The sequence below is a fragment of the Rhizobium sp. BK602 genome (assembly GCF_014195095.1).
GTDB lineage: Bacteria > Pseudomonadota > Alphaproteobacteria > Rhizobiales > Rhizobiaceae > Rhizobium.
This window is the reverse complement of the sequence record NZ_JACIBC010000002.1, coordinates 654,298-673,905: the sequence shown is the minus strand read 5'-3', so window position 1 is coordinate 673,905 and position 19,608 is coordinate 654,298. Positions and strand designations below refer to the sequence as shown.

General features: G+C 62.5%; 17 protein-coding genes. 11 read left to right on the top strand and 6 right to left on the bottom strand.

Annotated features, from left to right (window positions below; genetic code table 11):
• Nucleotides 1-2 precede the first annotated feature (2 nt).
• Entirely contained in the window at nt 3-626 is a 624-nt protein-coding gene (locus tag FHX11_RS08830) for an NUDIX hydrolase (protein ID WP_184357068.1), read from the top strand.
• Here the strand turns inward: FHX11_RS08830 and FHX11_RS08825 are convergent.
• Nucleotides 623-1,990 carry an aspartate aminotransferase family protein gene (locus tag FHX11_RS08825; protein ID WP_184357065.1) on the bottom strand — a complete coding sequence of 456 codons (1,368 nt, stop codon included), beginning with the start codon at nt 1,988-1,990 and terminating at the stop codon, nt 623-625. The genes FHX11_RS08830 and FHX11_RS08825 overlap by 4 nt on opposite strands.
• A gap of 82 nt (nt 1,991-2,072) precedes the next feature.
• Between FHX11_RS08825 and FHX11_RS08820 the strand changes: the two genes are divergently transcribed.
• Nucleotides 2,073-3,413: a glutamine synthetase family protein gene (locus FHX11_RS08820; RefSeq protein ID WP_184357063.1), complete on the top strand. Its 1,341-nt coding sequence runs from the start codon at nt 2,073-2,075 to the stop codon at nt 3,411-3,413.
• 6 nt (nt 3,414-3,419) lie between these two features.
• Here FHX11_RS08820 and FHX11_RS08815 read toward each other — a convergent pair whose 3' ends face one another.
• Nucleotides 3,420-4,367, bottom strand: coding sequence for a diacylglycerol kinase family protein (locus FHX11_RS08815; RefSeq protein ID WP_184357061.1), 948 nt, complete (start codon nt 4,365-4,367; stop codon nt 3,420-3,422).
• Between the two features lie 331 nt (nt 4,368-4,698).
• Between FHX11_RS08815 and FHX11_RS08810 the strand changes: the two genes are divergently transcribed.
• Nucleotides 4,699-5,916 (top strand): MFS transporter, encoded by a 1,218-nt coding sequence (locus FHX11_RS08810; protein WP_184357059.1) that lies wholly within the window; start codon nt 4,699-4,701, stop codon nt 5,914-5,916.
• On the opposite strand, the gene FHX11_RS08805 is transcribed toward FHX11_RS08810, so the two are convergent.
• Nucleotides 5,878-6,285, bottom strand: coding sequence for a helix-turn-helix domain-containing protein (locus FHX11_RS08805; protein WP_184357057.1), 408 nt, complete (start codon nt 6,283-6,285; stop codon nt 5,878-5,880). The two genes, FHX11_RS08810 and FHX11_RS08805, sit on opposite strands and share 39 nt — an antisense overlap.
• A gap of 103 nt (nt 6,286-6,388) precedes the next feature.
• Here FHX11_RS08805 and FHX11_RS08800 point away from each other — a divergent pair, with 103 nt between their 5' ends.
• Together FHX11_RS08800 and mgtE are read left to right on the top strand one after the other, a co-directional pair.
• Complete coding sequence (locus tag FHX11_RS08800) at nt 6,389-7,402, top strand: zinc-binding alcohol dehydrogenase family protein (RefSeq protein ID WP_184357055.1); 1,014 nt, start codon at nt 6,389-6,391, stop codon at nt 7,400-7,402.
• Between the two features lie 354 nt (nt 7,403-7,756).
• The gene (mgtE, locus tag FHX11_RS08795) at nt 7,757-9,130 is read left to right on the top strand and encodes a magnesium transporter (protein ID WP_184357053.1); all 1,374 of its coding nucleotides are present in this window, start codon (nt 7,757-7,759) and stop codon (nt 9,128-9,130) included.
• Nucleotides 9,131-9,179: 49 nt separating this feature from the next.
• Here mgtE and FHX11_RS08790 read toward each other — a convergent pair whose 3' ends face one another.
• The gene (locus FHX11_RS08790; RefSeq protein WP_184357051.1) at nt 9,180-9,653 is read right to left on the bottom strand and encodes an Lrp/AsnC family transcriptional regulator; all 474 of its coding nucleotides are present in this window, start codon (nt 9,651-9,653) and stop codon (nt 9,180-9,182) included.
• Nucleotides 9,654-9,798: 145 nt separating this feature from the next.
• On the opposite strand from FHX11_RS08790, the gene FHX11_RS08785 reads away from it, so the two are divergent.
• The 3 genes from FHX11_RS08785 to FHX11_RS08775 all read left to right on the top strand — a co-directional run bounded on the left by FHX11_RS08785 (nt 9,799) and on the right by FHX11_RS08775 (nt 11,363).
• Entirely contained in the window at nt 9,799-10,701 is a 903-nt protein-coding gene (locus tag FHX11_RS08785; RefSeq protein ID WP_184357049.1) for a DMT family transporter, read from the top strand.
• A gap of 102 nt (nt 10,702-10,803) precedes the next feature.
• Entirely contained in the window at nt 10,804-11,001 is a 198-nt protein-coding gene (locus FHX11_RS08780; protein ID WP_184357047.1) for a type II toxin-antitoxin system VapB family antitoxin, read from the top strand.
• Nucleotides 10,998-11,363, top strand: coding sequence for a PIN domain-containing protein (locus FHX11_RS08775; protein WP_184357045.1), 366 nt, complete (start codon nt 10,998-11,000; stop codon nt 11,361-11,363). The genes FHX11_RS08780 and FHX11_RS08775 overlap by 4 nt, the downstream gene beginning before the upstream one ends.
• 11 nt (nt 11,364-11,374) lie before the next feature.
• Here the strand turns inward: FHX11_RS08775 and FHX11_RS08770 are convergent, their stop codons facing one another.
• Nucleotides 11,375-11,908 (bottom strand): GNAT family N-acetyltransferase, encoded by a 534-nt coding sequence (locus FHX11_RS08770; RefSeq protein ID WP_348649690.1) that lies wholly within the window; start codon nt 11,906-11,908, stop codon nt 11,375-11,377.
• On the bottom strand, nt 11,908-13,572 hold the full coding sequence (locus tag FHX11_RS08765; protein ID WP_184357042.1) for an electron transfer flavoprotein-ubiquinone oxidoreductase: 1,665 nt from the start codon (nt 13,570-13,572) through the stop codon (nt 11,908-11,910). Before FHX11_RS08765 ends, FHX11_RS08770 begins: the two co-directional genes overlap by 1 nt.
• 298 nt (nt 13,573-13,870) lie before the next feature.
• Here FHX11_RS08765 and FHX11_RS08760 point away from each other — a divergent pair, with 298 nt between their 5' ends.
• From FHX11_RS08760 to FHX11_RS08750, 3 genes are all read left to right on the top strand, one after another.
• Complete coding sequence (locus tag FHX11_RS08760; RefSeq protein WP_184357040.1) at nt 13,871-14,659, top strand: SDR family oxidoreductase; 789 nt, start codon at nt 13,871-13,873, stop codon at nt 14,657-14,659.
• A 424-nt stretch (nt 14,660-15,083) separates the two neighbouring features.
• The gene (locus FHX11_RS08755; RefSeq protein WP_184357038.1) at nt 15,084-16,328 is read left to right on the top strand and encodes an efflux RND transporter periplasmic adaptor subunit; all 1,245 of its coding nucleotides are present in this window, start codon (nt 15,084-15,086) and stop codon (nt 16,326-16,328) included.
• Complete coding sequence (locus tag FHX11_RS08750) at nt 16,325-19,444, top strand: efflux RND transporter permease subunit (RefSeq protein ID WP_184357036.1); 3,120 nt, start codon at nt 16,325-16,327, stop codon at nt 19,442-19,444. The genes FHX11_RS08755 and FHX11_RS08750 overlap by 4 nt, the downstream gene beginning before the upstream one ends.
• Nucleotides 19,445-19,608 lie beyond the last annotated feature (164 nt).

Genomic DNA, 19,608 nt, shown 5'->3' with positions numbered 1-19,608 from the left:
GCATGGACCCGACCGACAGACCGTCAAGCATCGTCAACGCTATAGCGGATCTGCCGCCCTGGCAGGTCAAGAGCTCCGAATATGTGCATCGCGACCGCTGGCTGAAGGTCAGGGCCGATAGCTGCGTGACGGCGGAAGGCATCGAGATCGCGCCCTATTACGTGCTGGAATATCCTGATTGGGTACAAGTGATAGCCCTCGATGCCGAGGACAACATCTATCTCGTCCAGCAATATCGCCACGGTCTCGGCGTGGTCGCGCTGGAGCTTCCCGGCGGAGCGGTGGATGCGAGCGATGCCAGCCCGATCGAGACGGCGGCGCGGGAGTTGCGGGAAGAGACCGGCCTGTCCGCCGCCGATTGGGAACATGTCGGCAGCCTAGCCGCCAATCCGGCCACCCACACCAATCTTTGCCATATCGTGCTCGCCCGCAATGTCGAACTCACGGCCAGGCCGGCGGACGATCCGACGGAGCGCATCCGCCTCGTCCGCATGCCGATCCGGCAGGCGGTCGAGCTGGCGCTGGAAGGCAAGATGATCCAGGTCATCCATGTCGCGGCGCTGACGCTTGCCCTGCACAGGGCAGGCAAATGGGATGCGCCTCCCACGACGGCCAGGGCTGACTAGCCCTTTACCGCCGCCCATACCGCATCGAGCGCCAGCCGTGTGATGCGCACCATGGCGTCCACCTCGTCACGACTGATAATCAGCGGCGGCGAGGCCAGCATGCGGTCGGCAGTGGCGCGCAGGACGAGACCGTTGGTCAAGGCGTGGTTGCGCACGGCCGAACCGATGGCATCCGGCTTTTCGAAGCGGCGGCGGGTGGATTTGTCGGCGGCAAGTTGGAGCGCGCCCATCAGCCCGATGCTCACCGCTTCGCCCACCATGTCGTGATCGGCGAGACTGCCCCAGGCTTTGGCGAAATAGGGGCCGATATCGTCGCGGACGCGCTCGATCAGCCGCTCATCCTCGATAATGCGAAGATTTTCCAGCGCGGCTGCGGCGCAGACCGGATGGCCGGAATAGGTAAAGCCATGATTGAACTCGCCGACATCGTTGATCAGCACATCGGCGACGCGATCGCTGACCAGCACCCCGCCGATCGGCAGATAGCCCGATGACAGGCCCTTGGCGATCGGCGCGAGATCGGGCTCGACCGCGAAATGCTGATAGCCGAACCAGGAACCGAGCCTTCCGAAGCCGCAGATCACCTCGTCGCAGACCAGCAAAATGTTCCTCGCCTTGCAGATGCAGGCGATTTCCGGCCAGTAGGTCGCCGGCGGAATGATGACGCCGCCGGCGCCCTGCACCGGTTCGGCGATGAAGGCCGCGACATTGTCCTCGCCCAGCTCGTCGATCTTTTCCTCCAGCTCGCGGGCGACCTTGAGGCCGAACTCGTCCGGCGAGAGATCCCCGCCTTCGCCGTACCAATAGGGCTGGCCGATATGAACGACGCCGGGGATCGGCAAATCGCCCTGCTCATGCATGTATTTCATGCCGCCCATGCTGGCACCCGCGACGGTGGACCCATGGTAGCCGTTACGGCGGGCGATCACCGCCTTCTTCGTCGGCTTGCCCACGGCGCTCCAATAGACGCGCGCCATGCGGAACCAGGTGTCGTTGGCTTCCGAGCCCGAATTGGTGAAGAAGACATGGTTGAAATGCGGCCCGGCATGGGCGCAGACCTTCTCCGAGAGCAGCGTCGCCGGCGTCGTCGTCGTGCCGAAGAAGGTATTGTAGTAGGGCAGCTCGTTCATCTGCCGGATGGCGGCATCGGCAATTTCCGTTCGCCCGTAGCCGATATTGACGCACCAGAGCCCGGCAAAGCCATCGAGATATTTTCGGCCGTTGCTGTCGAAGATATAGACCCCCTCGCCACTTTGGATGATCCGCGCGCCGTCGGCATTCAGCTTCTTCATGTCAGCAAAGGGATGGAGATGATGAGCAGCATCGATGGCGGCGAGATTGGAGCGGCTGGAAGTATCGGACATCGTTTGCAGAATCCCTATCGGATTGAAAGGCTGGCTTCGATCGTTTACGACCATGACGTGAGCATCGGGGAATGACAAGGGCATGGCGGCTGACAACGCGACCAAGGGTATGGCACGCATCGAAGTGCTGATATCAGACATGAATGGCCGGCTGCGCGGCAAGCAGATCCCCATCGAAGCGGAAAAGAAGGTCTGGTCCGGCGCGGTGCGCCTGCCGACCTCGACGCAGTCACTGGATATCTGGGGCGACGACAATGACGACCTCACCGGCCTGTCGCTAACCATCGGCGATCCCGACGGCACCTGCGTCGCCGATCCGCGCACGCTCTCCGACATGCCCTGGGCTCCGGCCGGCTCGAAGCAGGTTCTCGCCACCATGCACGAACTCGACGGCAGTCCGAGCTTCCAGGATCCGCGCGCGATCCTCATTTCCGTCCTCGAGCGCTACAAGGCGCTTGGCCTGACGCCTGTCGTCGCCACCGAGCTGGAATTCTATCTTCTCGCCGGCGACTGGCGCGAGCGCGGCATCCCTTCGCCACCGCCGGCGCTGACCTATCGCGGCGAGCCGAACGGCTATCAGCTCTATGACATGGATGCCGTCGACCTGCTTGGCGACTATCTCGAAACCCTGCGCGCCTATGCCAAGGCGCAGAACCTCCCGGCCGACGCGACGACAGCGGAATTCGGCCCCGGCCAGTTCGAGGTCAATCTGCTGCATCGACCGGATGCCCTTGCCGCCGCCGACGACTGCATCCTGCTGAAACGGGTCGCCGAACAGGCAGCGCGCAAGCATGGCCTGAAATCAACCTGCATGGCGAAACCCTATAGCGATCATGCCGGCTCGGGCCTGCATGTGCATGCCAGCATCGTCGACGACCAGGGCCGCAATATCCTCGATGCGGCGGGCGGCGAGCCGGTAAAACTGAAATCAGTCTGCGCCGGCCTGCTGCAAACACTACAGGAAGCGCAGCTCGTCTTCGCGCCCTTCGCCAATTCCTATCGCCGCTTCCAGCCGGGCTCCTTCGCGCCGGTCGACCTCACCTGGGGTTACGGCCATCGCGGCACGGCCGTGCGCATCCCCGAAAAGGATGGGCCGGGCGCGCGCATCGAACATCGCGTTGCCGGCGCCGACGCCAATCCCTACCTGATGCTGGCGGCGATCCTCGGCGGCATGCTGCTCGGACTGGAGCGTGATCTCGATCCCGGCGAGGAGACGACGCCGAGCCATGTGCCCAACGATGCGCCACGGCTGACGCATGATTTCCTGACCGCCGTGGAGCGCTTCAGCGCCTCTTCCTTCATCGCCGATATTTTCGGGGAGCGGTATCAGAGGCTCTATGGCGACACCAAGCGCAAGGAAGCCATCCGCCACCTGCGCACCGTCTCCGATTTCGATTATCGGACCTATCTGCCGCGGTTTTGAAGAACGTCAGACGACCGCACTGCGGATCGCCTCTTCCTCGGCAGAACGCGCCGCCGTACCCTGCCGGATCATCACCTTCAGCTCGCCAGCATGCAGCTTGAGCGTAACGTCGCGCTCCAGCGGCAGCAGCTCGCCGTCCATGACGCAATTGGCGAGGCTGCGCAGCTTCGGGAAGTGCAGATGCACCTCGCGCGCATGCATCACCATGACGTCGGCATTGTCGCGAAACCGACCGCGCAGCATATCGACGGCGAGCCGGGCGACACCAAGCGGCCGCAGCGGTCTTGCCGTATAGAAGCCGAGCTCGCCGCTACGGAGGTCGTCGGCATAGAGCAACGCATTGGCGCCGAACGGATTGTTGGAGACCGAAATCGCCGAAACATGCCGGCGCTCACGAACGCCCTCGGCTTCGAAATCGACATCGAATTCCGGCGGATTGACGATAACGCCCAATGCGGCCCTGGTGCTGGCCGACATTTTGCCGATGCGGGAACGGTAGGTATAGCCATTGCGATAGCGCACCATGCGCGCATGCAGGCCAGCCGAGAACTGGTGAACGAAAGGCCGGCCATTGGCGCTGCCGATGTCGACCTGCTCCACCTCGCCGGTCGCCAGCACCTCCAGCACCTGCCAGATATCCAGCGGCAATTTCAGCGACCGCGCGAAGAGATTCATGGTGCCGGCCGGAATGACGCCGAGCGCCACGCCGTTTTTCCAGGCGACGGCCGCTGCGGCGGAAATCGTGCCATCACCGCCGCCGGCGACGATACCGTCGATATCGTCGCGCCGCGCCGCCCGCTCCATGGCGGCGACGACCTCGTTTCCGGAGACGACCACGCCTTCGAAATCATGGCCGGCATCCCGGAAAACCTGCTCCGCCCTCGTTTCGTAAGCGGTCATATCCGTGGTCTTGAACGTGCCGCCGTCGCGGTTGAAAAAGCCGATCAGTTTCATCGATGCTCTGGATTTTGCGCCTGATTGTCTCGCGGGAAGGAACGATTTCCCGCGCCCGTCTCTCTCAGATGGTTTCAACGCGGGCGATTTCAAGCATTCGCCGCCGCTCGCGGCAATCGCCGCGGGCGCATGACCCGGATACATATGCGCCAAACGACATGCTGCGCTGCAAAAAATGCACGCGACAGAGGCAACAGCCTGTCCGATACTATCGCATGAGGCATGTTCGTGCCTTCCGATCTTTTCATTTTATGCTGTGCCCGAACCCCGCATGCCGGGTTTTACTGCCCGCTTCGCGGCACTTGCGCATGATCACCGCCATGGAGTTTTCGTGAGCGATATCACCGCCGACGTCGTCGATTCCCAAACCGCGCTCGAGGCGCCGTCGCGCACCGCGATCGCCCTCGTGACGCTGGCGCTCGCCGTCGGCAGCTTCGGCATCGGCACCGGCGAATTCGTCATCATGGGCCTGCTGCCCGAGGTCGCCAATGCCTTCGGCGTCTCCACCCCACAGGCCGGCCATGTCATCAGCGCCTATGCGCTCGGTGTCGTCGTCGGTGCGCCGGTCATCGCCATTCTCGCGGCGAAAATGGCGCGGCGCACGCTGCTCTTGCTGATGATGGCGATCTTTGCCGCCGGCAATATCTCCAGCGCCCTCGCCCCGACTTTCGAAAGCTTCGCGGCGCTGCGCTTCATCACCGGCCTGCCGCATGGCGCCTATTTCGGTGTCGCGGCGCTCGTTGCGGCCTCTATGGTGCCGGTTCATCGCCGCGTGCGCGCCGTCGGCCAGGTCATGCTCGGCCTGACGATCGCCACGCTGATCGGCACGCCGATCGCCACCTTCCTCGGACAGATCCTGAACTGGCGGGCCGCCTTCATGATGGTCGGCGGCGTCGGACTGGTGACCATGCTGCTCATCGCCCTGTTCCTGCCGAAAGACAAGGTCGAGGAAGGCGCCAGCATCACTCGCGAACTCGGAGCCTTGCGCCGCATTCAGGTCTGGCTGACGCTCGGCATCGCCGCAGTCGGCTTCGGCGGCATGTTCTCGATCTTCAGCTATGTCGCGACGACGACCACACAGGTTGCCGGTATGGGAGCGAGCATGGTGCCCTTCGTGCTTGCCCTCTTCGGCATCGGCATGAATGTCGGCAATGTCGTCGGCTCGCGTCTGGGCGACCTCTCGCTCAAGGGCACGATCGGCGGCATGATGGTCTTCAACGTGATCATCATGACGCTGTTTTCGCTGACCGCCGCCAATCCGGTGATGCTCTGTCTCTGCGTCTTCCTGATCGGCTGCGGTTTTGCCGCCTGCCCTGCCGTGCAGACGCGCCTGATGGATGTCGCAGCCGACGCGCAGACGCTCGCCGCCGCCTCCAACCATTCCGCCTTCAACATCGCCAATGCGCTCGGCGCCTGGCTCGGCGGACTGGTGATCTCCTGGGGCTTCACGGCGGCCGCGACCGGCTATGTCGGCGCGGTCCTCTCCGTTCTCGGCCTGGCCGTCTTCGGCCTATCGGTTGCCCTGGAGCGCAGCGGCCGGAGCGCATGAGGCGGGCGAAAGCCGCAGCTCCTGCCTGCCGGCATGACATAGGACATTTTCCTCACCCCAGACCGCCATCGCCTTGATGATCGGCTCCAAGCTGGCGCCAAGCGGCGTCAGCGCATAGTCGACGCGTGGCGGCACCACCGGGAACACGGTGCGCGACACCAGGCCGGACACTTCCAGTTCCCGTAGCTGCTTCGTCAGCATGCGCTGCGTCACCGATGGCAATTTGCGGCGGATCTCATTGAAGCGCAGCGTCCCCTCCATCAGATGGAACAGGATTACGCCCTTCCACTTGCCATCGAGCAGGCTCAGCGTCGCCTCGACCGGGCAACCGGGGAAATTCTTGACCAGCTTGGCGCGAGGCAGAGACATCGACAGTATCCTTTTGGGTACTACGTACAGAATTTGTGCATTCTTGCATCATCCGATCATAAGACGCATCTGGACCCTGTGCAACGAAGACAGGAGCTTTGCCATGCGTGCCGTCGCCTACAAGATCCCGCAGCCCATTTCCGCCGAAACGTCGCTTGTCGACATCGATCTCCCGATCCCCGACCCCAAGGGCCGCGATCTGCTGATCGAAATCTGGGCTGTCTCCGTCAACCCTGTCGATGTCAAAGTCCGCGCCGGCGTCGCTCCCGCTGACGGCGAATACAAGGTGCTGGGCTGGGACGCGGCCGGTATCGTCAAGGCTGCCGGCCCGGAGGTCACCCTGTTCAAGCCCGGCGACGCGGTCTTCTATGCCGGCGCCATCCATCGCGGCGGCTCGAACGCGGAGTTTCATCTGGTGGATGAGCGTATTGTCGGCGCCAAACCGAAGAGCCTCGATTTCGCCGCTGCCGCGGCCCTGCCGCTGACCTCGATCACCGCCTATGAGATGCTGTTCGATCGCCTCAAGGTGCAGCACCCGGTTTCGGGCGCCGCCAACGCCATTCTCATCATCGGCGGCGCTGGTGGCGTCGGCTCGGTCGCCATCCAGATCGCCCGGGCGCTGACGGGCCTGACCGTGATCGCCACCGCCTCGCGGCCGGAAACCCAGGCATGGGTGAAGGAACTCGGCGCCCATCATGTGATCGATCACGCCAAGCCATTGGCCCCGCAGATCGCCGCCCTCGGCATCGGCGCCCCGGCTTTCGTCTTCTCGACCACCAACACCGGCGATCATCTCGCGTCGATCGTCGAGACCATCGCGCCGCAGGGCCGCTTCGGATTGATCGACGATCCGAAGGTGCTCGATATCGTCCCCTTCAAGCGCAAATCGGTTTCGGTCCATTGGGAGTTGATGTTCACCCGCCCGCTCTTCAACACGGCCGACATGATCGAACAGCACAAGTTGCTCACGAAGGTCGCCGAACTGGTCGATACCGGCAAGATCCGAACGACGCTCACCGAAACGCTCGGCACGATCAACGCCGCCAATCTCAAGAAGGCGCATGCTTTGGTCGAGACGGGAAAGATGAAAGGCAAGGTCGTTCTGGCTGGTTTCTGAAGCGCCTTCACGTGCTCGAACGGCCGGGTGCATGCCGCCCGGCCACGCTGCTTTCGACCTTTTTGCAACAGTGGTTGCTGCAATGCACAAACCGTTAGCCGCCCAAAGAAAATTTTACTGCGACATTATGGCATTAACCGTCTCCGCCACTTGACTTTTCGCCACTTCGGAGCGACTTCTGCCCCTACGTGGGGAACGGCGTTTTCCATGCCGATTAACCGGAGCCATCTTACGATGCCTAGCGACAGTAGTAGTCGATTGCCTTTGCCGTCAGTGGCCTTCGTGCAGTAACCGACTCCTGTCGGCTCGCCACGATCCGCCACGACGGCAGATCGACTGGAAAGGCGAGCTATAATGAACATCAACAGCTTTCCCGTGCGGGCTGGCAATGCCGCTCGTGCATTCATCAATAACAACCGCGCCGTCACCATCGCGGAACGCGTTGAGTCGCTGAACGCGATCGAAGCGAAAGAGGCCGCTCGCATCCTCGCCAAGATGCCGGAAGAGCGCGCCGTGCGTATTCTCGACCGGCCGGAGCTGCGCAACGCTTCCGCTATTCTGGCAACCATGAGCAATGCGGATGCGGCACGGCTGCTGCATGGCATGTCCAACGACCGCGTCGCCGACGTGTTGCTGGAGCTGGATGGCGATACTCGTGGCCGGCTCTTCGCCCGCCTCGACGAGCCGGTCCGCGTCGCGATCCAGGGCCTGATGGGCTATCCGCCGCGTACCGCCGGCGGCATCATGACGACGGAGTTCGTCAGCGCCTATCAAAGCTGGACCGTCGCGCAGACCCTCAATCACGTTCGCCAGGTCGAACGCTCGCGGGAGACCGTCTATGCCATCTACGTGCTGGACGACGAGACGCATGCGCTGCTGCATGTCGTAACGCTGCGCCGGCTGATCACCGGCGAGCCGGATGCCTGTATCCTCACGGTCGCGCAGAAAGGCCAGCCGGTGACGGCGCCGCCGCTGATGAAGCAGGAAGACGTCGCCCGCCTCATCCGCCGCCACGATCTGCTGGCCCTGCCGGTGGTCGACGAAAACTGTCGCATGCTGGGCATCGTCACCGTCGACGACGTCATCGACACGATGATCGCCGACACGACGGAAGATGCACAGAAGTTCGGCGGCATGGAAGCGCTCGGCCAGCCCTATATGAAGATCGGCTTTGCCGGCATGATCCGCAAGCGCGCCGGCTGGCTCGCCGCCCTCTTCCTCGGCGAGATGCTGACGGCAAGCGCCATGCAGCATTTCGAAGGCGAGCTGGAAAAGGCCGTCGTGCTGACGCTGTTCATCCCGCTGATCATGAGCTCGGGCGGCAATTCCGGCTCGCAGGCGACCTCGCTGATCATCCGGGCGCTGGCGCTCGGCGAACTCAAGCTGTCCGACTGGTGGCGCGTCGCCTTGCGCGAACTGCCGACCGGCATCGTGCTCGGCTCCATCCTCGGCCTGGTCGGCTTCGCCCGCATCGTGCTGTGGCAGAGCATCGGCCTGTTCGACTACGGTCCGCACTGGCAGCTGGTTGGGATCACGGTCTTTGCCGCCCTGATCGGCATCGTCACCTTCGGGTCGCTGGCCGGCTCGATGCTGCCGTTCCTGCTGCAGAAGCTGCGGCTCGACCCGGCCAGCGCCTCGGCCCCCTTTGTGGCGACGCTGGTCGACGTGACGGGGCTGGTCATCTACTTCTCCGTGGCATTGCTGATCCTCAGCGGCACGATGCTCTGACGACGAAAATACCGACATTGAAAGGGCCGGCTGCGGCCCTTTTTCCGTTTCAGTCTGGCGGCGGCAGCTTCAGCGCGCCATTGGTCTTGATGGTCCGGATGGCAAAATTCGAGCGCAGATCGACGATACCCGGAAGAACCAAAAGCTTTTCCGACATCACCTTCTCATAGGCAGCCAGATCCTCAACCACCACTTCCGCCAGAAAATCGGCCGTTCCCGAAATCAGGTGACAGGCGACGATTTCCGGTATGGCGAGCAATGCCGCCTGCTGCGCCTCCGAATTTTCCTTCGAGTGATGCCCGACCTTGAGCTCGACGAAAACCGTCAAGCCGAGGCCTGCCTCCTTGCGGTCGATATCGGCGCGGTAACCGCGCAGGAGACCGGATTTCTCCAGATTGCGGATGCGCCGCAGACAGGGCGACGGCGAAAGATTCACCTTCTCGGCAATCTCGACATTGGTGGCGCGCGCATCCTCCTGCAGGCAGTTGAGGATGGCGATATCGAATTTATCCAATTTTGGCATTTCTAAAAACTTTCATCGCCTCTATTGGCAGATCATTGCTCATAGCACTTTCTCTGAGCCATAACTAGCAAGGACATGCCTCGGCCTCCGGCGCTATCTTTTCTTCAACCGGATGATGATCCGGACGGTTAGAAAGGATATGTCGATGACCGCTTTGGCTTTCTCCTCCCGCAAGACGATGCCCACCGCGATCGGCTATGCCGGCGCCATCATTACCGTGCTGATCTGGGCCAACTGGATTCTTGCCACGCGCCATACTGCTGAAACGCAGATGGGCACGATCGACCTCGGCCTGATCCGCTACGGCATTCCGGCGCTGGTGCTCTCCCCCGTGTGGCTGCGCACGGGACTGTTGCCGAAAGGCATACCGCTGAAGCTGCTGGCGCTGATGGTCTGCGGCTCGGGCGCGCTTTTCTTCCAATTGACCACCTTTGCCATCCACTTCACGCCCGCCGCCTCGGCCGGCATTCTGCTCGGCGGGTCCATGCCGCTGGCGGCCGCGCTGATCGGCGTGCTGCTGTTTCGCGAGCGTCCGGATATCACCCGCTGGCTCGGTCTCGGCGGCATCGTCGCCGGCGTCGTCATTCTTCTGGTGCGCAGCCTTTCCGGCGCCGAGGTTTCCTGGGTGAGCTTCACGCTGCTGCCGCTCGGCGCCCTGCTCTGGGCCGGTTACACCCACGCGTTTCGCCGCTCCGGCCTGAACGCCATTCAGGCAAGCGCCATTATCGCGGCCTGGTCGTTCCTCATCCATGTCGCGTTGGCTTTCGTCTTCGGCAGCTCGCTCGCCTCGGTGCCACTGCCGGAAATCGGGCTGCAGGTCGTGAGCCAAGGCCTGCTTTCCGGGCTTGCCGCCACCCTCGCCTATGGTCTTGCCGTACAGGCGCTGGGCGGCACGCAGGCCGCCGCCTTCACCGCCATCACCCCGGTCCTCGCCACCTTCGGCGGCGGACTGCTGCTCGGCGAGCCGCTCGGCCTGGCGGAGATTGCAGCAGCAGCCGTCACTGGAATGGGCGTGGCATTGTCGACCGGATTGCTGTCGCGGAAATAGACGCACCATTCGCAGAAGACCGGAAGAGGGCGGCCCACGGGCGGCCCTCGGCATTGAAAGCGACATCATCCGATGCTAATTTTGATGACGAAGGAGATTTCCATGCGAACCACGGTCGCCATCGACGACAAGCTGCTTGCGGATGCACGCGAAGTGACCGGCTTGGCCGAAACCTCGGCGATCGTGCGCGAAGCATTGAAGGCCCTCGTCGAACGCGAAGCGGCAAGAACATTGATCCGTCTCGGCGGTACGGAACCTGATATCACCGCCCCTCCTCGCCGTCAGTTTGGCGCCGAATGATCCTGGTCGATACATCGATCTGGATCGATCATTTTCATTCGCTGGACGCTCGTCTCCAATCCCTGCTGGAACAGAAGCAAGTCCTTGTCCATCCCTTCGTCATCGGCGAAATCGGCCTTGGCAATCTGCGACAGTATGATCTCGTCATGCAAAGCATGAAACGGCTGCACTCGATTGGAAAAGCGTCGGATGACGATGTCCTTTACTTCATCCGGAGCAATAAATTGCAGGGTGCCGGAATCGGCTATGTCGATGCGCATCTTGCCGCCGCCGCGATGCTCACACCCGGAACCTATCTTTGGACCCGCGACAAGCGACTTCAACGCATTGTCGAGAACCTCGGAATCTCGCCACGACTATGAGCGCCCCTGGCTCAGAACCGCAGCGCCATCGCAACCCGGCGGGCCGGATCGGCGCCGTGTTCGAACTCTCTTTCCAGGATACGCGTCAGCTCCGCAGACCGCTCGCCCTCATCCAGGATACGGAAGCCGAGCGAAGCATAGAATGGCGCGTTGAAGGCGACGTGGCGATCCGTGGTCAGGGTCAAGCCCGATCTGCCGCTTGTCCGCGCCCTCTCGATGACCGCTTGCATCAACAGCCGTCCGGCACCCTTTTTCTGCCAGTCCCGCACGACATCGATCTCGGCGATATGAACCGTGTCGCCTGTCACGATTCCCGCGAGGAAACCAAAGGGCTGGTCCCTCTCATCGACAGCGACAAACAATAGACCCGCGTCGAGCGACTGCCTCAGAATGCCGATGGGCAGCGACGTCGGCTCGCAGGCGACGGCGCCGGCGTCATGCAAGGCCCAGAAGGCATCCACCTCGATGGCGGACAGCAAGCTCAATTCGTCCGACCGGGCGGAACGGATCGCATAGGTGTCTCGCCCGGTCGTCTCCATCGCCATCACATATTGGGATAAACAGGCCCTTCGCCGCCCTGCGGCGGAACCCAGTTGATGTTCTGGTTGGGGTCCTTGATGTCGCAGGTCTTGCAGTGGACGCAGTTCTGGGCGTTGATGACGTAGGTCTCCTTGCCGTCCTTCTCCACCCATTCATAGACGCCGGCCGGACAGTAGCGCGTCGACGGACCGGCAAAGATGTCGTGCTCCGACGAGACCTGCAGCGCCATGTCCCTGACCTTGAGATGCACCGGCTGGTCTTCCTCGTGATTGGTGTTCGACAGGAACACCGAGGACAGACGGTCGAAAGTGAGCACGCCATCCGGCTTCGGATAGTCGATCTTCTGGTGCTTGGAGGCCGGTTCGAGGCTCTCAGCATCGGTCTTGCCATGCTTCAGCGTGCCGAAGAAGGAGAAGCCAAAGAGCTGGTTGGTCCACATATCGAGACCACCAAGGCCGACACCGACCAGCGTGCCGAACTTCGACCACAGCGGCTTGACGTTGCGCACCCGCTTCAGGTCCTTGCCGATGTCGGAGGCACGCCATTCGTTTTCGATCTCGACGACCTCGTCATTGGCGCGACCGGCGGCAATGGCTTCGGCGATCTTGTCGGCCGCCAATATGCCCGAGAGCACCGCGTTGTGGCTGCCCTTGATGCGCGGCACGTTGACGAAGCCGGCCGAACAGCCGATCAGCGCCCCACCGGGGAAGGTCAGCTTCGGCACGGACTGATAGCCGCCCTCGGTGATGGCGCGGGCGCCATAGGAGATGCGCTTGCCGCCCTCGAAGGTGCCGCGGATCGCCGGATGCGTCTTGAAGCGCTGGAATTCCTCGAAGGGGAAGAGGTAGGGATTCTTGTAGTTCAAGTGCACGACGAAGCCGACGGCGACCAGATTGTCCTCGAGATGATAGAGGAACGAGCCACCGCCGGTCTTGAAGCCGAGCGGCCAGCCGAAGGAATGCTGCACGAGGCCCTGCTTGTGGTTCTCGGGCTTGACCTGCCAGAGTTCCTTGATGCCGATGCCGAACTTCTGCGGCTCGCGGTCGCGCGACAGATCGAACTGGGCAATCAGCTGCTTGGCCAGCGAGCCACGCACGCCCTCGCCGATCAGCACATATTTGCCGAGCAGCGCCATGCCGCGCGTGTAGTTCGGACCGGGCTCGCCGTTCTTCTCGATGCCCATGTCGCCGGTGGCGACGCCGATGACGGCACCTTCGTCATTATAGAGCACTTCGGTCGCGGCAAAGCCGGGATAGATCTCGACGCCCAGCGCCTCGGCCTTCTCGGCAAGCCAGCGACAGACATTGCCGAGCGAGACGATGTAGTTGCCATGATTGTTCATCAGCGGCGGCATCAAGAGATTCGGCAGCCGGATGGAGCCGGCGGGACCGAGGAAGAGGAAGTGATCGTCCGTCACCTCGGTCTTGAAGGGATGACCCTCCTCTTCGCGCCAGCCGGGCAGCAGCCGGTCGATGCCGATGGGATCGACCACGGCGCCCGAGAGAATATGCGCTCCGACTTCAGCGCCCTTTTCCAGCACGACCACCGTCAGGTCCGGATTGACCTGCTTCAGCCGGATCGCCGCAGACAAGCCCGCGGGGCCTCCACCGACAATCACGACGTCGAATTCCATGCTCTCGCGTTCAGGCAGCTCGCTGGCGTCAGTCATTCACTTTCTCCGATTGGCCGGACATCCGATACAGCGGCTGTTCGACCTTGTCCCCTTTGGGCGTCTTCCCCGTTTCGGTTATCTCTTGTCAAAATGGGAGAGGATTGTCGAGCCGGGAAGCGACAGGCAATCCTCCAATTTCCCCACCGCATGGGCGAAGTTAAATGCCGTTTACGTCAACGTCAATGTTTTCTGCCATATTTCATTGTCGTATGCCGGCATTCGCCTTTCAAAAGCAAATTGAAGCACTCTATAAATTTCGCCTGAGTAGAGTCATAGGCATGAGAGGTGAAGAACGATGGATCTCGGCATCAAGGGAAAGCGGGCGCTGGTCTTGGCATCGTCCAAAGGTTTGGGACAGGGCATCGCCGTGGCGCTGGCGCGCGAGGGCGCGAATGTGCTGCTGTGCGGGCGCAGCGGCGAGCGGCTGGACGCCAATTGCAAGGCCATCAACGCCGAAGGCAAGGGTCGCGCCGACTGGATCTGGGCCGACCTCAACGACGAGAACTTCGTGGAAACGGTGAGCAAGGCGGTCGCCGACAAGCTCGGTGGGATCGACATCCTCGTCAACAATAGCGGTGGGCCGACTCCGGGCGCGACGGAAGATATGACGGCCGAGCGGCTGGAAACCTATTTCCTGTCGATGGTGGCGCGGATCATCACGCTGACCAATGCCTTGCTGCCCGGCATGAAAACGCAGGGCTGGGGCCGCATCCTGACGGTCGCCTCTTCCGGCGTCATCGAGCCGATCCCGAACCTGGCGCTCTCCAATACGCTGCGCCCTGCCCTTGCCGGCTGGAGCAAGACGCTGGCCGCCGAAGTGGCGGCGCATGGCGTCACCGTCAACATGCTGCTGCCGGGCAGCATCGCCACCGACCGGCTGGCCGACCTCGACACGGCCGCCGCAAAACGCAGCGGCAAAAGCCTGGAGGAGATCAGCGCTGAGCGGCAGCAGCGCATTCCGGCTGGCCGCTATGGCCGCGTCGAGGAATTCGCCGCCACCGCGGCCTTCCTTTGCAGCGAACCGGCGAGCTACGTCACCGGCTCGATGATCCGTTGTGACGGCGGCGCCGCGCGTTCGCTGTAAAAACAACCACTGGTGGGCGAGCTATACACCATTCAACGCGACGAATAACACAATTGCGTGAGTAACGGCAGGGTTCGGCATAATGGCCGAACCCATCACCTCAAGATAAATGCCGTCAAATCAGGCTCGAACTCGCCTTCATTACATAACGGCAATCAAAAAATAGCCATTTCGACCATTTTACGCGCCATCAGAGCCTTACGGTCGGCAAAGCTTTCCAAGCTTTAATTTTTCACCATGCCGAACTGTGGTAAATTACGGCGAAACAGCGTTCAAGAATTCACGTTATAGGGACAGAATTACCGAACGTTAGCGGTAACGGCGATGTGATGGATTGCGGCGGAACCCGTCTGCTTGTGCGGCGCAATAAATACACTTCAACGTCATCGCGTTCCCCGCAACTCGCTTCGACCGGTTTTCAAGCATGAAGAAATTTTGGCTTCCTCTCGGCCTTCTCATTGTCGCCGCCTTTTCAGTCTGGAATTTCCGCGACCGCATTCCCTTTATGTCCGCTTTCGTCGACAAGGCCTCCGCCAAGGCCGAGGACAGCGCCAAGGCGACGGACGCCGGTGGCCATGGCAAGCGCCAGGGCGGCCCCCAGCTCGTCAAGACCGTGGCCGTCACGAAAACCGTCCTGCCGAACGACGTCACCGCCACCGGATGGGCGGATGCGCAGGATACGACGACGATCGCCGCGCAGGAGTCCGGCATCATCACCGCGATCGAGGCCGAGGATGGCGCCATGGTCAAGGCCGGCGACCTGATCGCCAAGCTCGATCCGCGCACGGCCCAAGCGGCGGTCGATAAGGATCAGGCCACACTGGCCAAGGATCAGGCGACCCTGACCGAGGCGGAAGCCGCGCTGACCCGCGCCAAGAGCCTGCTCAACAATGCCGGCACGCAGCAGACGGTCGACCAGGCGGTCGCGGCGCGCGACACGGCGGTCGCCACCGTCAATGCCGACAAGGCGCAGCTCGCCTCCGATCAGGTCCTGCTCGAGCATACCGAAATCCGCGCGCCTTATGACGGCCGCCTCGGCGACGTCGCCCTCAGCCTCGGCGCCTATGTCAGCCCCGGCACCGCGATCGTTTCGATCGCGCAATACAATCCGATCTACGTCAAGTTCCATCTGCAGGAGAGCCACCTGCGCGAGCTGGAAGAAGCGATGAAGGCCGGCAGCGTGCCGGTCAGCACGGTGCCCCGCTCCGAACAGGGCAAGTCGCGCCAGGGCGTGATGAGCTTCTACGACAATCAGGTCGATGCCGCCTCCGGCACGATCCTCGCAAAGGCGAAGTTCGACAATGCCAACGGCGCCATCTGGCCAGGCCAGTCGGTCAACATCGTCGTGCATTTCAACGACAACCAGCCGGTGATCGTCGCCCCGACGGTCGCGATCAGTCCCGGCGCGGAAGGCTTCTATGCCTTCGTCGTCAAGGACAACAAGGTTCACATGACGCCGGTCACCGTCGCCCGCCAGAATGGCAGCTTCACCGCCGTCGCCAAGGGCCTGTCGGAAGGCGACCACGTCGTGGTCGAGGGCCAAGTACAGCTCAATGACGGACAGAACGTCACCGAGCAGTTCAACGACGGCAAATCTCAGAACGTGGCTTCGGCTGATGGCCAGTCGGGTCAGAAAACGGAAACGATCACGGTTGGAGCACAGCAATGATCCCGAATTTCTGTATCCAGCGGCCGGTCGCGACGACACTCCTCGCCTTGGGCGTGGTGCTGGCCGGCCTGGCCGGCTATCAGCTCGTGCCGGTGGCGGCACTGCCACAGGTCGATTTTCCGACCATCAACGTCACGGCGCAGCTGACCGGCGCCTCGCCGCAGACCATGGCAACATCGGTCTCGACGCCGTTGATCAAGGAATTCGAAACCATTCCCGGCATCAGCGAGATATCCTCGACCAACTCGCTCGGCAATACGAGCATCGTCCTGCAATTCGATCTCAATCGTAACATCGATGCCGCCGCTGCCGACGTTCAGGCGGCGATCTCGCATGCGACGCGCCAATTGCCCGACAATCTCACGGTGCCGCCGAGCTACCGCAAGACCAACCCGGCCGATGCGCCGGTCATGCTGCTGGCCGTGCAGAGCGATACGATGCCGCGCAGCAAGCTCGACGAAATCGCCGAGGACATCATCTCGCCGTCGCTATCGACCCTTCCGGGTGTTGCCGAGGTGACCGTGTTCGGCGCGCAGACCTATGCCGTGCGCGTCGAAGTCGATCCCAACAAGCTGCAAAGCCGCGGCATCGGCATCGATACGGTCAACACTGCCCTCGTCAACGCCAACAGCCAGGTTCCGGTCGGCACGCTGCAGAACGATGCGCAGAGCATGACCATCAATGCCAATACCCAGCGCACCAACGCACAGGAATTCCGCTCGCTGGTGATCGCCAATCCGAACGGAGCGCCGATCCATCTGAGCGACGTCGCCGACGTCCAGGACAGCGTGGAGAACACCAATACCGGCTCCTGGTATGACGGCAAGCGGGCGATCATCCTCGCCATCCAGCGTCAGCCCGACGCCAATACCGTCGATGTCGTCGATGCCATCAACGCCAAGCTGCCGCAACTGCATGCGGAAATCCCGGCCTCGGTGAAGACGACGGTCATGAACGATTCGGCGCAGCCGATCCGCGACGCCATTGCCGACGTGAAATTCACCCTGTTCCTGACCATCGGTCTGGTCGTGCTGGTGATCTATCTGTTCACGGGCCACCTGACGGCAACCATCATCCCCGGCCTTGCCGTGCCGCTGTCGCTGATCTCGACCTTCGGCATGATGTATGTGCTCGGCTACAGCATCGACAACATCTCATTGCTGGGCCTGACGCTCGCGGTCGGCCTGGTGGTCGACGACGCGATCGTCATGCTCGAGAACATATTGCGGCATGTCGAGGAAGGCATGCCGGTGCTGCAGGCGGCGATCAAGGGCTCGGCCGAAGTCAGCTACACGATCATCTCCATGTCGATCTCGCTGATCGCCGTCTTCATCCCGATCCTGCTGATGGGCGGCGTCGTCGGCCGTATCTTCAACGAATTCGGCATGGTGGTCGCCATCGCCATCGTGTCGTCGGCCATCGTCTCGCTGACCGTCACGCCGATGCTGAGCTCGCGCCTGTCTTCCGGCCACGGCCAGCCGCCGCTGCCGGTTCGCCTCTTCAACATCGGCTTCGACTGGACGCAGCGCGGTTACGACAAGGGCGTCAGCTGGTGCCTGCGCCATCGCGGCACCGTCCTCCTGAGCTTCTTCGCCTCGGTCGGCCTGTCCGTCTACCTGTTCATGGTGCTGCCGGCGAGCTTCTTCCCGACCGAGGATATCGGCCGCCTGACGATCTCGACCCAGGCACGGCAGGATATTTCCTATCCGGCCATGCGCGACCTGCAGAACCAGGCAGCGGCACTCGTCAAGCAGAACCCCGCCGTCGCGCATGTCATGTCGATCGTCGGCGGCAATGCCCGCCAACCGCTGAACAACGGCACGATGTATGTCGAACTGAAGCCGAAGGACCAGCGCGAACCGCTGGATCAGACCCTGCGCGAGCTGCGCTCCAGCATCGGCAAGATCGCCGGCATCAAGGCCTATATCACCCCGCAGCAGAGCCTACGCTTCGGCGGCCGTCAAACGGCCAGCCAGTATCAGCTCGTCATTCAGGCGTTGAGTGCCGACCAGACCAACCTCTGGGCCAACAAGGTCGAGGACGCGATGCGCCACGATCCGCGCTTCACCGACGTCGCCTCGGACGAGCAGAACAACGCGCTGCAGGCCAATATCGTCGTCGACACCGAAAAGGCGGCGGCCTACGGCATCAACGACAACCAGTTGCGCACGACGCTGGAAGAAGCCTTCGGCGGCTATACCGCCGCGCAGATCCAGTCGACCGGCGACAGCTATGACGTCATCGTCGAATACGACACCAGCAAGCCCTGGGATGACCAGAAGCTGCAGGAAATCCAGATCGCCTCGGCAAGCGGCGCGCTGGTGCCGCTGTCGAACTTCGCCCGCGTCGACCGCACGACGGGTCCGGTCACCATCAACCAGACCGGCCAGCTCGTCTCCACCACCGTATCCTTCAACCTGCCGGCTGGCGAAGCGCTTGGTGACGCGACCGCCCAGATCGAGCAGATCAAGAAGGATATCAACATGCCGGCGGACGTCTTCACGTCCTATGGCGGCACGGCGCAGATCTTCCAGCAGTCGCAGGGCAGCACGCCCTATCTGATCCTGGCCGCGGTGCTGACGATCTATGTGGTTCTCGGCGTTCTCTACGAGAGCTTCATCCACCCGCTGACCATTCTCTCCGGCCTGCCGGCCGCTGCCCTCGGCGCGCTGCTTGCCCTGAAGGTCTTCGGCTTCGATCTGTCGATCATCGCGCTCATCGGCCTGTTGATGCTGATCGGCATCGTCAAGAAGAACGCGATCATGATGATTGACGTGGCACTGGAAACGCTCCGCTCGGCCCCCGGCATATCGCCGTCCGAGGCGATCCACGAGGCCTGCGTGCGCCGCTTCCGTCCGATCATGATGACGACCTTCTGCGCCCTGCTCGGTGCCCTGCCGATCGCCGTCGGCGGCGGCGCCAGCTCGGAGCTGCGCCAGCCGCTCGGTGTCGCCGTCGTCGGCGGCCTCGTCGTCTCGCAGATCCTGACGCTGTTCATCACGCCGGTCATCTTCCTTCAGATGAACGCGCTGAACGACTTCCTCGCCCGCTTCGGCAAGCGCAAGGACGAGCATCCGCACGAGCAGGAAAGACCGACCGCGATCGCGGCCGAGTGACATCGACGGGCGCCGAGGAGGCGCCCGTTCTGCTTTGTGCATTTCCAGTCTTGCGCTCGGCTCCCAGCCATGCCATGACGCGCCCTCTTCGCGACAAGGGCGCATCTCGCGCTGCATGAGGGGCTTTGCCCCATTCCAAAAAATCTGAATGGAAAGGAGTGCGG

Excerpts from the sequence above, each read along its gene's own strand:
- FHX11_RS08805 (WP_184357057.1), bottom strand. The coding sequence starts at position 6,285 with ATGTCTCTGCCTCGCGCCAAGCTGGTCAAGAATTTCCCCGGTTGCCCG.
- FHX11_RS08800 (WP_184357055.1), top strand. The coding sequence starts at position 6,389 with ATGCGTGCCGTCGCCTACAAGATCCCGCAGCCCATTTCCGCCGAAACG.
- FHX11_RS08785 (WP_184357049.1), top strand. The coding sequence starts at position 9,799 with ATGACCGCTTTGGCTTTCTCCTCCCGCAAGACGATGCCCACCGCGATC.
- FHX11_RS08780 (WP_184357047.1), top strand. The coding sequence starts at position 10,804 with ATGCGAACCACGGTCGCCATCGACGACAAGCTGCTTGCGGATGCACGC.
- FHX11_RS08750 (WP_184357036.1), top strand. The coding sequence starts at position 16,325 with ATGATCCCGAATTTCTGTATCCAGCGGCCGGTCGCGACGACACTCCTC.
- FHX11_RS08815 (WP_184357061.1), bottom strand. The coding sequence starts at position 4,367 with ATGAAACTGATCGGCTTTTTCAACCGCGACGGCGGCACGTTCAAGACC.
- FHX11_RS08770 (WP_348649690.1), bottom strand. The coding sequence starts at position 11,908 with ATGGCGATGGAGACGACCGGGCGAGACACCTATGCGATCCGTTCCGCC.
- FHX11_RS08775 (WP_184357045.1), top strand. The coding sequence starts at position 10,998 with ATGATCCTGGTCGATACATCGATCTGGATCGATCATTTTCATTCGCTG.
- FHX11_RS08760 (WP_184357040.1), top strand. The coding sequence starts at position 13,871 with ATGGATCTCGGCATCAAGGGAAAGCGGGCGCTGGTCTTGGCATCGTCC.
- FHX11_RS08820 (WP_184357063.1), top strand. The coding sequence starts at position 2,073 with ATGGCGGCTGACAACGCGACCAAGGGTATGGCACGCATCGAAGTGCTG.
- FHX11_RS08755 (WP_184357038.1), top strand. The coding sequence starts at position 15,084 with ATGAAGAAATTTTGGCTTCCTCTCGGCCTTCTCATTGTCGCCGCCTTT.
- FHX11_RS08765 (WP_184357042.1), bottom strand. The coding sequence starts at position 13,572 with ATGACTGACGCCAGCGAGCTGCCTGAACGCGAGAGCATGGAATTCGAC.
- FHX11_RS08790 (WP_184357051.1), bottom strand. The coding sequence starts at position 9,653 with ATGCCAAAATTGGATAAATTCGATATCGCCATCCTCAACTGCCTGCAG.
- mgtE (WP_184357053.1), top strand. The coding sequence starts at position 7,757 with ATGAACATCAACAGCTTTCCCGTGCGGGCTGGCAATGCCGCTCGTGCA.
- FHX11_RS08830 (WP_184357068.1), top strand. The coding sequence starts at position 3 with ATGGACCCGACCGACAGACCGTCAAGCATCGTCAACGCTATAGCGGAT.
- FHX11_RS08825 (WP_184357065.1), bottom strand. The coding sequence starts at position 1,990 with ATGTCCGATACTTCCAGCCGCTCCAATCTCGCCGCCATCGATGCTGCT.